This window comes from Microbacterium enclense (assembly GCF_001456955.1).
GTDB lineage: Bacteria > Actinomycetota > Actinomycetes > Actinomycetales > Microbacteriaceae > Microbacterium > Microbacterium enclense.
The window spans coordinates 17,586-32,091 of the sequence record NZ_KQ758477.1; the positions used below are offsets into that span (position 1 = coordinate 17,586).

Sequence of the window (14,506 nt, forward strand, 5' to 3'; positions counted from 1 at the left end):
CGGCGCTCGACGTCGCGGCACGCCCCTCACTGTCACGGGCGACGCCCGCCCGCACGCGCACTCGGCGTCGGCAGGGCAAGCGTGTGGCAATCCCTCACGGCGGGAAGAAGGAGAAGCAGGGGACGGCGCTGCGTCGGCCGATGCGTCCGAGCATCCGCGGCTGGATCGGCCGCGGCGGCGGCGAGGCCGTCAACGTGACCGCGGCCGACGAGTTCCGCGGCACGACCGTTCAGGTGTGCGGGCTCTACCCGTTCTCGGTCGGCACCGGAACGCCGATGATCGGTGTTCCCCTGGGGAAGAACCTCTCCACGGGTGCGTCGGTGTGCTGCGACCCGATCAGCTGGTTCCAGCGCGCGCAGCTCATCTCGAACCCGTCAATGTTCGTTCTCGGCAAGCCCGGCCTGGGCAAGTCGTCGCTGACGCGCCGCATGGCCGCGGGCCTGGCCGGCTACGGGACGATCCCGCTGGTGCTGGGCGATTTGAAGCCCGACTACGTGGACCTGATTCAGGCCCTCGACGGCCAGGTGATCCCCCTGGGCCGTGGCCGCGGCTACCTCAACATCCTCGACCCCGGCGAGGCGTCGGAGGCCGCGCAGCGGCTCCGTGACGAGGCCGCTCGCGCGCTCGAGCGCGCCGACGAGCTCGCGCACGAGGTGAACGCCGCCGACCCCTCCGAAGACACCGACGAGCGGGCTGCGGAGGTCGGGAAGCTGCGCAAGCACGCCGCGAAGGTGCAGCGCCTCGCGCACCAGGTTCTCGCGGACGCGCACGGCCGCCGGCACACGATGATCGCCGCCCTCTTGACGATCCTCCGCTCGCAGCCTCCGACCGACCGTGAAGAGACGATCATTGACCGGGCGCTGAAGTACCTGGACGAGCACCACGAGGGCATCCCCGTTCTCGCGGACCTCCTGCGCGTCATCCAGGAAGCCCCCGACGAGATTCGACAGGTCGCCCTCGACCGTGGCGACATCGCCCGTTACAAAGCGATCACGGAGGACCTCGAAGCGTCCCTCATCGGTCTGACGACCGGTGGACGTCTGGGCGAGGTGTTCTCGCAGCAGACGACCACTCCCATGCGACGGGACCGCCCCGTGGTCTACGACGTGTCCTCGATTGACGACTCTGAGGGTGACCTGCAAGCGGCGATCCTGCTCGCCTGTTGGTCGGCCGGGTTCGGCACCGTCAACGTCGCCGCCGCCCTCGCGGACGCGAAGCTCGAACCTCGCCGGCACTACTTCGTGATCCTGGACGAGCTGTGGCGGGCCCTGCGCGCCGGCCGCGGCATGGTCGATCGCGTCGACGCCCTCACCCGCCTGAACCGTGCCCGCGGCGTCGGCCTGGCGATGATCTCGCACACGATGAGCGACCTCCTGGCGCTGGCAACGGCGGAGGATCAGATGAAGGCGAAGGGCTTCGTGGAACGCTCCGGCATGGTGATCTGCGGCGGCCTCCCCGGCGCGGAAATGCCGCTGCTGACCTCCGCGGTGCCGATGTCGATTGCGGAACAGGGGATGCTCACCAGCTGGCAGGACCCGCCCGCCTGGGACGCGGTATCAGGCCACGAGTCCGAGCCTCCCGGCCGCGGCCGCTTCCTCATCAAGGTTGGTGGTCGCCCGGGTATCCCCGTGCGCGTCGAGCTGACCGCGGCGGAGAAGGACGTCAACGACACCAACAAGCTCTGGCACGCGACCTCGCGCGCCGGTCGCGCGGCTGCGCCGCTGCCCACCGATCCGGTGAACGTCGAGATTCTGCCGTGAGCCTCGTCGCCGCACACACGCACGCACTCGCCCCGATCAGAACGGAGGAATACCCATGAGCGTCACCGCCAACAACCGCCGTCGTGAGCCGGGGAAGGCAGGCAACGATGCCCTGATGCTCGGCGGTGCCCTCGCGGCGATCGCCGTTGTCGGCATCGTGTGGGTGTCCGTCGCTGTCGGCTCCCAAATGGACGGGGTCAACGAGGGTCTGTCGAAGGACCCCTTTGAAATCATCGGCGGACTGGCGAGGGGCACCGTCACCTGGTCGACGTCCGCGACGGCAATCGCTCTTTCCGCGGTCGGGCTCATCCTCACGGTCGCTCTGTGGTTCCTGTACCTCAAAGCGGCCGGACGCAAGCGACGCGCGAACGTCGATCACGCAGCGCGCTACATGGCGACGGAACGGGACCTGGCGCCGATGCTTGCGAAGGAGGCGATGAAGAAGTCCAAGCGGCTCGGGGTGGAGGGCTCGCCCGGCGTGCCGGTGGGGCGTCTCGTCTCGACCGGGAAGATGGTCTACGCCTCGTTTGAGGACATGATTACCGTCGTCGCCGGCCCCCGCGTGGGCAAGTCGACCTCGCTCGTCATCCCGGCGATCATCGCCGCCCCGGGTGCCGTGGTCACGACCTCGAACAAGCGCGACGTGCTCGACGCGACCCGCGACGTGCGGAAGAAGGACGGCCCGGTGTGGGTGTTCGATCCGCAGCGTGTGGCCCGTGAGGACGCGACGTGGTGGTGGAACCCGCTGTCGTATGTCACCGACGACACCCGCGCGGCGAAGCTCGCGCAGTATTTCGCGTCCGGCTCCCGGGCGACGGATGCCAAGACGGATGCGTTCTTCGACGGCGCCGGTCAGAACCTCCTTGCTGGGATGCTGCTCGCGGCCGCGGTGGGCCGGCGCCCGATCGCACAGGTGTTCTCGTGGCTGACCGACTCCACCGATGAGGAACCGGTGCGGCTGCTGCGCGAGGGCGGTTACCCGATGATCGGTGACGCGGTACTCGGCATCATCCAGTCCACCGACAAGCTGCGCGGATCGGTCTACTCGACGGGGCAGGAAATGGCCGCGTGCTTGAAGAACACGCAGGTCGCTGACTGGGTGAACCCGCGCGGAGCTGACGACCCGCGCCCGCAGTTCGATGCCGCCGAGTTCGTGCGCGGCCGCGGCACTCTGTACTCGCTGTCCAAGGAGGGCGCCGGCACCGCCGGCCCTCTCGTCACCGCTCTCACCGCCGCCACCCTCGAGGCGGCAACCGACCTCGCAGACACCTCGCCCGGTGGCCGGCTGCGCACCCCGCTGGTGGGCATCCTGGACGAGGCTGCCAACGTGTGCCGGTGGCGGGATCTGCCCGACCTGTACTCGCACTTCGGCTCGCGCGGCATCCCGATCATGTCGGTGTTCCAGTCCTGGTCGCAGGGCGTGGCCGTATTCGGCCGCGAAGGCATGCTCAAGCTGTGGAGCGCGTCGAATGCGTTCCTGTACCTCGGCAGCGTCAAAGAGAACGACTTCCTGCAGAACGTCTCCGAGCTGGTCGGGGACTACGACCGGGAGACGACCTCGGCCAGCTACAACAAGGGCGTTCGGTCGACGTCGACGGCGCTCAAGCGTGAGCGCATCCTGACCGTCGATGAGCTGGGCGCGATGCCCCGCGGCCGCGCGGTCATGCTCTCCACCGGCGCCAGGGCGGCGCTGCTGCGCACCGTCCCCTGGTACGAGGGCACGAAGGATCAGGTGGCGGCGATCGAAGCGTCTATCGCCGCGCACGACCCCGCGATCGCCCCCGCGGCGTCGGCGCCGGTGTCGCCTGTCGACCTCGCGCCTGCACCGGCACCGGTCGCGGCAGCGGCGCCGGCGGCGCCGCCGATCGACCTAGCCTCCTCAATGCAGGCCCTGATGGAACGCAAGGACGCGAAGGACCGCTCTGATGGATGACGTCGACCCGCTCGACTCTGACGAGTTCGACGCCGCGACGCCGGCACAGGGGGGCTCTCCGGCAACGGGGAGCCCCTTTGGGATCGCGGACGGCATGGGGTCGGCGGTAGAGAACGCCCTGGGTGCCCTGGACGTCGACGCGCTGGTAGCCGACGCCGCGACGGCCGTCGTCACGAAGCTCGTGAACAACCTGGCGAAGGAAGCGCTCAGCGCCGCCCTGCCACCCGCACGCCTCGAACAGCTCCAAGAACGCACTGCCACCGCTGTTGAGCGCGCAGTCAAGCCCTCGCCTCCGAGCGAGGACGCGACGACGGCGGACGAGACGGTCTACGGCTCGGTAGACGAGTGGTTGCGCAAATACTGGCGGTTCACCTACCGGCGGCGCGTGTCGGCCAAGGGCAGCGGGACGGGACGGTGGAAAGCCGAATGGTGGAACACCGACGAGGCCGTGCAGCGTCTTGAAACGCTGTGGCGCGGGTGGGAGGCAGCCCGCCTCGATCCGGGCCTGGGCACAAGCGCCTGGTGGATCAACCACGCCGCCCCGCACATGACGGCGCTGCTCGCCGTCGACGGCCCGTTCGCGGACTCGAGGGACGAGAACCAGGTCGGAGAACCCCTACCGTACGAGCGGCCTCCGGAACATCTGTTTCCGCCCGACAAGCAGCCGTAGTTCGTCCTTGACGGGTTTTTACCGGCCAATCAGGTCACGAAACCGTTCTTTCTTGGGAGCGGCCCCGAGCCGTCTGCACGGCGGATGAGCGTGTTCCCCATGCAGCTACCCCTGCGCTCGGCGGGAGCTCGCCTGTGGCGGCGCTGTACCTTATGATTCGCCGATCACATTACTTCCCACATCGCCACCACGACGCGACTAGGGCTTCGGATCGTGCTTCGTGATCAGATTCTGAATGATCTCGTCGACGGAATCCTTCGCAGTTTCTTGTGCTGCCTTGTATGCAGGCGGGAGGCGGTACGTCTTCGTGAGTCGGTAGACGTTACGACGCACTCGTCGCCGCGTGACGAGGTCCATGGACTGCTCCTGAACGCGGGTCGTGATGACTCCGTGTTCGGCGAGTTCGGCGAGGCCTCTCTTACGGCTTGACCGCGAGATGCCGAAGGAGTTCTCAAAAAATTGGGTGGCAATGAAGAACTCGTGCTCGTCAGTTCGGGTGAGAGCCAACGCACATAGATACATAGCCACCCCCGCCCCCGAAAGCTTGGCCACAAGTCCCTCCGTCCAGAACGCTCTGGGTACGGGTATGTACGGCTCGACTCCGTACGGTGCGGTGTAAGGAGTGGGCCCCCCGTCGGTAGTAAACGGAGCTGATTCGTTACGAAGAATGATTTCCGTCCGGGGGCCTTTGCTGTGCAACTGGATTACACCGCGATCATCGAGTTCGTGCAAGCAGTCCCGCACGGCACGTGCGCCCTCGCCATGTGGATCGTCGCGGCCAAGCAACTCCGCCCAATACGCGGCGACCCTACTCGTTGAGTAGGGCTGCCGCGCGTTTACCCAGATGAGCGTCATGAGCAGGGTGATGCGGAGGGCGCCGCCCTTCCCGCCCACGTCCTCGCGGGTCCTAAGCAACTGAGCGAGCGGCGTCGGCGCTTCAGACGTCTCCCGTTCCACAAAAGAACGACGAAGCGGGCATGCATCGCGGCGAACCGTATGAGCGAGCGCGGTGTCCATGTTGAGCCTCCAATTGCCCAAAAGGCCAGGACGGACGCTAGACTGGCCGGAGTACTGATGAGAGCTGATGTGGAGCACCTCTATAGGGGTTCCGTTAGGGCAAGCATAAGGGTTCTAGTAGGGCAATTGCAAGGGTTCAGCAAATCCAGATTTGCACGAAGTGCGCCTTGGGCGCTAGTATCGCACCGGCGGAGTATCCGCGCTCGCGTCCGTGCTTAAGTCAGCTTTCAAACCTGATCTCGATAACGGTATATGTGTGGTCAAGCCTGAGCAACCGAGAGGCCTTAGGTTCACGCGAAGGGCGTAGCAGACCGGTCTCGGGGGGTCCAAACCTCCGGGGCCGGTCTTTCGTTGCTTGTGGGGGAGCGGTGCGCCTGCCTCAGCAGCCTGTCGTGGCCCCAGACTAGGGGTACGACCTGTAGCACGCCTCCGTCGACTGCCCACGCCTCGCTCACACGCGCTGAAACTCAGCGCTGCGAACGGTTCAGGCGACCCACTAGCCACGGGAAGACGACGACGGTACTCAGTAGGAACGCTAGACCCACACCTTCCGCGGCCTGCTGGCCCACGACCGCGAAGGTCGCGAAAGTGGCAGCAACGCCCGCCGCGGCGTAGATGAGTACGCCTCGGAGGCCGCTCATGACAGGTCGCTTATGCATGGGATCGATCTTGCCACGCAGTGCGCACGCCAAGACGTCGGCCCGACGAGGTGCTGGACGGGCGCGCCGTCGGCACGGTCCGCGCCGCCTGACCTGGGTGAGAGCACGCGAGCGGCGAGAGCGATCGATCGCTCAGCTTTCGGGTACGAGTGAATTGACATAACGTCGATTATCAGCATGTCTGCATGCAGTACATCGATCACTGCCGCTTCCGGGATGACGCGGACTTCCGGGCCACACTCCAAAGTGCGTGCGGTGGTTCAGCCTGTATAGAAGCCATCGAACCGCCAGTTCGGTGTGACCGCTTCGCCGTTCCATTCGGTCCAGCCAATGGCGTCATTCCACGGTCCTGCTGATGGCGCATCCGGCGCATCCCAAGTCCATTGGTCAGCAGACCACGGGGACATCCTCGGGTCCGCCCATCGTGCAGCTGCCCCCATGTGATGTCCGGACGGGGTTTGGAATGTCCATGCGAGACGCTCGTCCGTCAGTTCGAGCACGGCGAACCGGCGATTCTGGAGTCCGGCGTGGATGAGCAGCTCATGTGCTTTGCGCTCGAGCGCGAGTTCGGCAGGGGCCCCTCCGCGCGACTGCTCGGCTTCTACCCAGCTGTGCAGCTCAACGCGAAACATGTACATCTCCTCAAGACCGCGGGAGTCGTGGAGCCTGCCGTTGTCATCGACTCCGTTGAGCTTGCTGCGCGCGATGTCACGATCGCGACGCCACTTCTGAGCTCTGGCCTTGGAGCGCTCCTCAAGATGCTCGATCAGGGCTCCGAGCAGAACCAACGTCTTAGTGGAGTTGATGTTGCTGGCGTACGAAAGATCCTGGCCATGCATGACGCCATGCCGAGAGACCGATCCGTATCTCCCGACCTGGTCCACGGGGGCACTGAAGGCTTTCCGAACCGTAGGGAGGTTTCCTTCGACTCCCGCCAAAGTGCTGTCGTCGATGTAGTCGCGTTCAGTCTCAGACAGCTTCGAGCGGAAGAACGTGGATCCCGTCAACTCCCTCGTAAGACCGTCGATTTGCGCGAGCGTCAGAGGAATTGCGGCCGCGTAGCGTCCGTCGTTGTGGCAACTGATCGCCACGTCAATGAGGGTCTGGCGCTGCTGGCAGCGTCGCTGAAAATCCAGGTCGATACCCCGCCCGAACCTACCTAGCGGCATCGCTATCGTGCGCAGCAACACTGGTTGTTCGACGTTCCATACCTCGGCGAGGGCCTCATCGATGCTCCGCGTCGAAGCACCACCTCGTGCGATCCGGAGGATGCGCTGCGTCTGGGCGCGATGCCATTTACCGAAGAATGCCCACCCTAGTGGGGCGAAGCGTTCCGCAGCTTCCGCTGCTTCGCGGTCGAAGTGTGCACCTGTGCGGCTCATAGCACCATCTTCTCGGCCGCAACGCGCCCGCTCGGAACGCCTGCGGTGAGCGGAGGGACTTCACGTTCCGGGGGGTGCGGTGGGGTCACGATCGGTGTCGCGGCTACTTGGTCTCGTTCGGGTGGTGGGTATGGACGTTTTCCAGATAGACGACTTGGTCAATGACGAAAAACCAGATCCGCGCGTCGCCCTGACTTGTCGGCTTGTGCTGCCAACGGGTGTACTCCCTACCCCCGTAGGTGACCGTGCCGTACGCGCCCTTCAGCGGGTAGTTCAACGACCCCTCGACGAGCGGCGTGCGCGTCAGAAAGTCCCAGCTGTCGACGAGTGCGTTGCGCGTCGTTGCCTTTAGGTCCGTCCAGCCTTTCTCCGCCTGCCGGGATGCGAAGAGAATCTCGTACTCGCTCTTTTTGGTCGGCCGTTCGACCTTGTCTTTCCTCGCCACGGCCTAGGGGCGCTCGACCGCGACCGGCTCGTCAAGCCACTCCACGGGCGATGCACCCAAGCCGGCAGCCAGGGCGACTGCAGTCTCTCGCCAAGCTGTCATCTCGGCGATCGCTCGGTGCGACTGACCGGTCGCGAACGAGGCCCTTGCTGCGTCCAAAAGATTTTTGGCGCAGACGCGGCGATCTTCCTCGCTCAGTGCAAGCATCCACTCAAAGCGGTCCGACATCCGATCGGTGAGGGTGCCCCTGTCGTCGGTTGCCACAGCAATTAGTTGAGCGGCGATCTGCAGCAATTGATCTCTAGCGCCAGCCTCCCGTTTGGTCATCAGGACCATGTCCTCGCCGTCGCGGCGCGTCACGTCAACCGGATTCTCCTCAGCGGCCGCGAAAACGCGGGGCGCATGGCGGCTCAGGTCCGAGGACGGGAACGTCCGAGGAGACGACTGGGGGACGGTGGTGGTAGCCATACCCCGATCATACTTCAGAACATGTTCTGAAGTATCCAAACCCACTGGTTCGTCGCCGTGCTTTTAACATCGGTAGGGCCACGCAGTGGTGATCAACCCCAGTTTGGGTAGAGCTCTCCCCTGGAAGTGGCGTTTTAGCGAATTTCGCGGGCCTGCGACTACTTCCGCTTGGCGCGTGCCAGCTGTCGAGCGCGTTTGTTCACGCGGTCGGACAGCAGGGGCAGCGCCTTGCAGATGAATGCGGTCACGGCTGCGACCGTCGCAGGCACCGAGATGTAGACCTCGAGGCCCATCTCGCCACCTCCTCTTTGGAGTGTCCGACCCAGGGTCGGAGCCCACCCGCCGTTTCGGGCGGGTGGGCATGAAAAAAGCCGGTCCCTTCGCGGGATCCGGCTATCTGCGCCGCAAATGAAGAAACCCGGTCGAGGACCGGGTTTTAGGGCGCAATTTTCTACGTAGGCACAGGCTACGGGATCGACCCTGTCTCGTCAACACTTTCGGAAACGGGAGCGACAAGGCTGGGCAAGCGTCCCCACACGCTCACCCAGCCTTGGTCGTGCTTACTGGTCGATCAGGATCGATGTAGGGGCTGAGACGACGACTGGAATCAACACGAGTCGCGCTAGGCGGCGGTCGTCGCCGCCCGCGAGCACCTGGAAGTCGCTCCGTTCAGTTGCGTCCCTCACGTCGCGAACATGCTGCGTACGTGGGTGATCGGCCAACGCATCTGCGGCCGTCTGAATGATGCGTGTGCCGTCCTTGGGTTCGCGAATGAACAAAATCAGAGCCAAACAGGTGTGTCGCCACAGCGCGTACCGCGACAGAAGCTGTTCGACCCCGTTCTCGAAAGCGGCGCGACCTTTCCAGATTTTGCACTCAGCGACGAAGGCGTCTCGATCTTTCCAACGAAGCAACACGTCAGCTTTGCCGCGACCAATGAAGGTTTCGCCCGTGACCTGACCCTGGAAATTCGCATTTAGAACGAAGAGTAGGGTGTCACGCATGGCCTCCTCGTCGTGGTCGAGCATGCTGTTCGCTGTACCGGGCAAACGTTCCAATGCCCGCGAGAAGGCCGTGATTGTCTCGATGATCATTTCAGCCATCGAGTCGGCCAATACCCAGTCCTCAGCTGGTTGCTGTGATGGTCCAGGAGCGAGCGATCGCACCGAAAGTGGCGAGGGTGCCAATGGAAGGTGCACCCGGTCGGAACCACGCGGCCCGACCGGCACATCGAGACGATGCAGTGAGCCACGCATCAACCTTGTCAAACGCGACCTCGGCTCCAAAGCAGCGCGAAGTGCAGAACCCATTTCGTCGCGTCGCTTTGCTATCGCGAGATTCGACTTCCGTACGCCATCCAGCATGGCGGCGTCGACCTCTCCGAGGGCAGCCCCGAGGGTCTGATCCCAATCTGTCTCAGAATCAGAGAGTTGGTCGATGTCCGGTGTGATGACGAGTTCCGCGAAGCCAGAACCGCCGGAATGCTGCCCACCCAGCCCCGTAACGCGAAAGAAGGTGTCGAGATCGCCCGCTAGAGGATAGCGAAGGAGAAACTGCTCACCTTGCTGCACCACATGACGATTGCCAGGATCAAGGGTGATGAACTTCGCCGCATGCGCGTCCATCAGTGACGCGACCACCTCATCCAGCGAAAACGTCGCTAAAGAGTCATCAGGCACTGACTCGGCCAGCATCCCCACGCGCGTTCCCATGGGGTTCTTGTATGCCTCCGAACCCATGGTCATGACGGGAGCTTATCCGTCACGATGTGGCGGCGAACCGGCCTCACGCTAGACTGACACCGGTCCGCGGTTCTGACAGGCGGAACCGAGGAGGCAGATCAAACCACGGCCAACGCGGCTGACCACCATGTTCACCATCGCCGTGAGCTGGGAGACATGAGACGCATCGCAGAGCTCTCAGCACCTGTCTCCCAGCGCTCCTCGATGGTTTGAGACCCGTCATCAGCAAAGACTGAAAGAGCCACGGCACGGGCGTCTGCGTCAGATTCGAAGGTCATCGAGACGGAGATGGTGTCCCCCTCCTCGACGGCAGCCACGATATGGCGATGAGTCACATGTGGGTCAGGTTGTGCGGTCGGATTCGACACTGACATGGTTCGAGGGAAAGGGTAGGGACGGTCGGCGCGATACCCAAAAGGTGCTGACACGGCCACCCGTTCTAAACGCGACCCTAGGTTCACCAGACGCACAAGAGCTTGTTCACCAGCGATCGTTGCCTCGACACTGAATCTTGGGTGCGGTTCGGCTTGCGGGCGTTCAGTGAGCGCCTGCACAAGGCCCTCCTTCGCCGTTGCGCGTACGACGTTGAGACGAGGCTCCATTGCTTCGTCGTATCGAAGTAGCGCCATGTTGAGTTCGTAACGCCATCCCTCGTCCCTCATATCAACGCGGGGCCAGCTGGGATCTAACACGGTCATGCACCGCGCGAGGTCCCGGTTGAGCCATTCTCTGATGACCCTATTGACGTGGGAATCAGCGAAGGCATACCCGACGACGACAAGCCGATCGCATTTCTCGAGCCGTCCGGCGAACCCCCCGAGGAGGGCGAGGGTGGGCCCGTCGGAGCCCAGCTTGTCACGGTCGCCGATCACGATCGCCGGGGCAAAATTTCGTGTCAAGTCTGCGTTCTGGACGATGCTGGGCTGTCTCAAAGTACGACCGCTCAGTTCGGGTTGTGACCACTCCCAATCGAGAGATCCATGAATCTTGTACAGCCGCAGGGGCGGATCATCGCTTGAAGCGTGTGGGACACCTAACGACCACTCCGCGGTGGCGTCTACAGCTACGCCCGCGCGCTCCGCGGCGGCCTCGAGCGTGAGGTCATAGTTCAAGGTGGCGACATCCAAACCACCGACTTGATCCATCGCCAGCCGGATCAGGGGACTCAAGTAGTCCACGTCACCATGATCGAGCAGGATACGGCGCATGTTGGTCAGGAGGGCTCTCTCGAGATCGGCATACAGCGACGCGTTGTCGTTCTCTCTGGTCGATCCCACGATGGCGCGCACTGCACTGGCGGCTCCTTCGCCGTCCGGGAATGACTGTCCCAATTCCTTGCCAATAGCTTCGATTAGCTGGCGCCCCGGCGTGCTGCCCCGCCAGTCGGCGTCGGATCGGAACGCGGACACTCCAGGTCGCCATCCAGCGACGAAGGGCGCAGCTTCGTGCGCGTCACGGTCACGCAATAATCGGATCGCGCTGATCATCGTTTCGACGTTGACGGCCGCGAGCGGATCCCCGCCTCTTTCAGCCCGATGGTTGACCATTGCGCCGTAGATGAAGCGAACCAATTTCAGCATCGGCGAGCTGTCTCGCTGGGTGGACGCAATCCCCTCGAGCAGTTTTACCGCCAGTTCGTTCGTGAGAGGCAACCCGGCGTCTCGAGAGGCCCCGGCGCCGAGAAGCACTGCCAAGCGCTCTGATCGAGCTTTCAAGGATTCCTCCGTCACGCGAGGTGTCAACTCTTTTTCGCTGACCCTAACGGCTTCGTTCGGTTTGTCCGCCAGAGCGCGTTCGGCCGCGGCCGCGGTTCGTCTCGGGGACGTTCACCCGGCCAGCATGTGCTGACGCCTCACCGGCCGGTCGCCCTTGTGCGATGTCGGCGCGCATGCGCACATCGATGGTTTCTTGGAGGATGCCGTGCGATGCCAGCTCGTTGGCCGTTGCTTCGCGGCGTGCGGCACTGTCGTACTGCAACTGCCCCTCGCTGCGCTCCGCACTCGCACGGCCCTGATCGGCGCCTACAGACACCGCCGGGGCGCTCTCCCGGCCCTGGTCGACGTCGCGGTGCAGCTGCGCTTGCGAGCGGGCGTCGGAGGCCAGCTCCATCAGCTGCGCGGGGCTCTGTTCGGGCGTGCCGCCCTGGGTGGCGAGATGTTCGTACTCACGCGCTTGCAGCTCGAGGCGGCCAGCTTCATCGACACGGGACGAATCGGCCGAGCGGTCGCCGTTTTCACCGGCACCAGCGCCCGCGTGCGACGCGAGCTGCGCGGCCGCGGCGCGCGCGTCGAGGCGGTCGGCTTCCTGCACCGCCAAGGTCGCCTGAGCGAACTCGGTAGCCGCGGTGGTGCGCTCACCGCGGGCAGCCTGGTCACGGTCCAACTCGACCTGGGCGAGCGCTGCGCGGACTGCCCCGGGATCTGCGGCGAGGTTGGCAATGTCGACGCCGTAGCGCTCTTTCACCTCGCGGGCGATGGTGTCGGCCGCGGCCTGGGCGCGCGAATCGAAGTCTTTCCACTGCTGCGCTGTCTCGTGCATGCCAGCGATCTGCGCGGTGTCGGCACGATCCCACCACTCGGGCCGCTCCACAACCATCAGGCGGGCGCCGGCGACGTCGCGTTCCCCCTCGAAACGGGCTTGCAGCTGACGCTGCTCCTGCTCGCTCTGACGCTGCGCGTTGCGGGCAAGTTCCTCCCTGGCGCGGGCGATCTTGTCGGCGAGCTGCGCGGCGACGGCGAGCCCGACACGCAGCGCCTGGTCTACCTCGTCCTCGACGCTGGCTTCCTCACTCATGGTGCCCCCTCTATCTCTCGGTTCCGTCACGGTCGCCCGCGCCGGTGGCTCGTGGTGCCGGCTGCGCGAGTTCGGGCTGCGCGGCCGGGATGAGCTTGGCCGGCAGCGGCCCGCCACGACCCGCTGCGATGTCCGCGCGCTGCTTCACCGCGCGCTCTTCCGGCGTGAGCGCGGCGACGCCGTTGTCCGCGATCTGCTCGGCGTATCCGTCACGCACGGTGCGGAGGTTGTTCTTCACCGTGGCGGCGAGCTCGCTCGCTCGACGGGCATCCCCGGACGCCTGCACGGCCCGGAAAATCGACACGGTGGTCTGCGACAGCTGACGCAGCAACAGCGCTTCGGCGGCGGCGTTCTTGCCCTTGCTCGCCTGCGCCAGGATCAACGCCGTGGTGTTGACCATCGACGGCATCGCGACCGGTCGACGCCGGCTCTGCGACGGTCGCAGCTGCGCCGACCGGGCGAGGGTTCGTGACGTACGTGCCAGTGGCCCGGGGACCGGCTCCAACCGTCGCGACCATGCCGCGTACGCGCCCGACGTCTCGCGGGCGACGTGCGCCCAGGCGGCGTGGTCGTCGGGGTCGAGCGTTGCGATGTACTCGTGCAGCCGGGTCATGTCCTCGGCGTACATCTTGAAGAACTCGGGGTTCATTTCGGACTCTTCACGGCCCGGACGCACGGGCACGTACCGGTCGGGGTTCTTGCGCGTCGCGCGCCATTCCTCGACCGCAGCGGTGGCGTTCTCCGGGGTGTCCGGCCAGCCCTTGCGAAGCTCCGGCAACGTGAGGTCACGGGCAAGGCGAAGACCGCTGTGCCACACCGGCTGTGCGCCCTTCTCCGGGCGCAGCGCGACGGAGTAACCCGTCACGACGTCGTTGCGACCGGTCTCGAAACGCGGGCGGATGAGAACACCTTCGCGGCGCATCCGGCGCACGAACTCGCCCTCGTCCATCGACGCCGACGCCGCGGCCCGCACCGTGCGCTCGAGGCGAGTGGAGTCGACCTCGGCGGCACCGCGGCGCTGCGCCGATTCGCGCGCGGCGCGGCTCTCCTGCCGCTGCGGCATGTCCTGTTCCCGCTCGGCGCGCAGCGGCCGCAACTTGAACTCGTTTTCCAGCTCCCGGACGACCTTCATGGCGCGATGGAAGTCGTTGTGCGTGGAGGCCTTCGTGCCGTCCTCACGCACGAGCGAAACCGCGATGTGCACGTGGTCGTTGCCGTGCTCGGAGAGCCCGTGACGAACGGCCACCCACCGGCACGCGGCCTTGCCACTAACCTCCGTGAAACCCATGCGGTCCACGAACTCCTGGGCGATCTGTCCCCACGTCTCATCCGACAGCTGACCCTCATCGGCAGCGATCGAGAGGGAGCAGTGCCACACGCTCGCGTCGACGCGCTCTTTCAACGTCTCGCCCGTGTCCGGGTCGACCCGCGTCACCAGGCGAGTCACGTCGACTCCGAACTCACGCCGCGGCGCATCCAGACTCGCCGCAATCTCCAACGCCGCGGCCTTGTCGAGCGAGTCGTAGCCGTACATCGTCATGACGGCAGAGTCGCCGGCCACAAGATGCTGTTCGGTGTGCTCGTTCGACTTACCCGGACCCACGAGGTAGGTCATCAGGCCGCTCATCCGCGCGCCG

13 protein-coding genes are annotated in these 14,506 nt (G+C 65.2%); 3 read left to right on the plus strand and 10 right to left on the minus strand.

Annotated features, from left to right (window positions below; all coding sequences use genetic code 11):
• Positions 1 to 140: 140 nt before the first annotated feature.
• From AS029_RS17945 to AS029_RS16210, 3 genes are read left to right on the plus strand one after another with little or no spacing between them, the layout of a single operon-like run.
• Positions 141 to 1,760 (plus strand): ATP/GTP-binding protein, encoded by a 1,620-nt coding sequence (locus tag AS029_RS17945; RefSeq protein ID WP_228375985.1) that lies wholly within the window; start codon positions 141 to 143, stop codon positions 1,758 to 1,760.
• 55 nt (positions 1,761 to 1,815) lie between these two features.
• Complete coding sequence (locus tag AS029_RS16205) at positions 1,816 to 3,693, plus strand: type IV secretory system conjugative DNA transfer family protein (RefSeq protein ID WP_074615983.1); 1,878 nt, start codon at positions 1,816 to 1,818, stop codon at positions 3,691 to 3,693.
• Positions 3,686 to 4,363 (plus strand): DUF4913 domain-containing protein, encoded by a 678-nt coding sequence (locus AS029_RS16210; protein ID WP_058233634.1) that lies wholly within the window; start codon positions 3,686 to 3,688, stop codon positions 4,361 to 4,363. The genes AS029_RS16205 and AS029_RS16210 overlap by 8 nt, the downstream gene beginning before the upstream one ends.
• Before the next feature lie 198 nt (positions 4,364 to 4,561).
• Here the strand turns inward: AS029_RS16210 and AS029_RS17415 are convergent, their stop codons facing one another.
• The 10 genes from AS029_RS17415 to AS029_RS16240 all read right to left on the minus strand — a co-directional run bounded on the left by AS029_RS17415 (position 4,562) and on the right by AS029_RS16240 (position 14,484).
• Positions 4,562 to 5,380 carry a hypothetical protein gene (locus AS029_RS17415; RefSeq protein ID WP_139168168.1) on the minus strand — a complete coding sequence of 273 codons (819 nt, stop codon included), beginning with the start codon at positions 5,378 to 5,380 and terminating at the stop codon, positions 4,562 to 4,564.
• A 467-nt stretch (positions 5,381 to 5,847) separates the two neighbouring features.
• The gene (locus AS029_RS17730; RefSeq protein ID WP_167345293.1) at positions 5,848 to 6,021 is read right to left on the minus strand and encodes a hypothetical protein; all 174 of its coding nucleotides are present in this window, start codon (positions 6,019 to 6,021) and stop codon (positions 5,848 to 5,850) included.
• Positions 6,022 to 6,299: 278 nt separating this feature from the next.
• Positions 6,300 to 7,421 (minus strand): hypothetical protein, encoded by a 1,122-nt coding sequence (locus AS029_RS17950; protein ID WP_217630086.1) that lies wholly within the window; start codon positions 7,419 to 7,421, stop codon positions 6,300 to 6,302.
• Positions 7,422 to 7,524: 103 nt separating this feature from the next.
• The gene (locus AS029_RS16220) at positions 7,525 to 7,866 is read right to left on the minus strand and encodes a hypothetical protein (RefSeq protein WP_058233636.1); all 342 of its coding nucleotides are present in this window, start codon (positions 7,864 to 7,866) and stop codon (positions 7,525 to 7,527) included.
• A 3-nt stretch (positions 7,867 to 7,869) separates the two neighbouring features.
• Positions 7,870 to 8,334: a hypothetical protein gene (locus tag AS029_RS16225; protein ID WP_058233637.1), complete on the minus strand. Its 465-nt coding sequence runs from the start codon at positions 8,332 to 8,334 to the stop codon at positions 7,870 to 7,872.
• Positions 8,335 to 8,492: 158 nt separating this feature from the next.
• Positions 8,493 to 8,627, minus strand: coding sequence for a hypothetical protein (locus tag AS029_RS18000; RefSeq protein ID WP_267127755.1), 135 nt, complete (start codon positions 8,625 to 8,627; stop codon positions 8,493 to 8,495).
• 267 nt (positions 8,628 to 8,894) lie between these two features.
• Positions 8,895 to 10,079 (minus strand): hypothetical protein, encoded by a 1,185-nt coding sequence (locus tag AS029_RS17425; protein ID WP_139168169.1) that lies wholly within the window; start codon positions 10,077 to 10,079, stop codon positions 8,895 to 8,897.
• 128 nt (positions 10,080 to 10,207) lie between these two features.
• The gene (locus AS029_RS17085; protein WP_139168170.1) at positions 10,208 to 11,806 is read right to left on the minus strand and encodes an SIR2 family protein; all 1,599 of its coding nucleotides are present in this window, start codon (positions 11,804 to 11,806) and stop codon (positions 10,208 to 10,210) included.
• Positions 11,807 to 11,834: 28 nt separating this feature from the next.
• Positions 11,835 to 12,869 carry a hypothetical protein gene (locus AS029_RS16235; RefSeq protein WP_058233639.1) on the minus strand — a complete coding sequence of 345 codons (1,035 nt, stop codon included), beginning with the start codon at positions 12,867 to 12,869 and terminating at the stop codon, positions 11,835 to 11,837.
• A gap of 10 nt (positions 12,870 to 12,879) precedes the next feature.
• Complete coding sequence (locus AS029_RS16240; protein ID WP_194293693.1) at positions 12,880 to 14,484, minus strand: relaxase/mobilization nuclease domain-containing protein; 1,605 nt, start codon at positions 14,482 to 14,484, stop codon at positions 12,880 to 12,882.
• Positions 14,485 to 14,506: the final 22 nt, after the last annotated feature.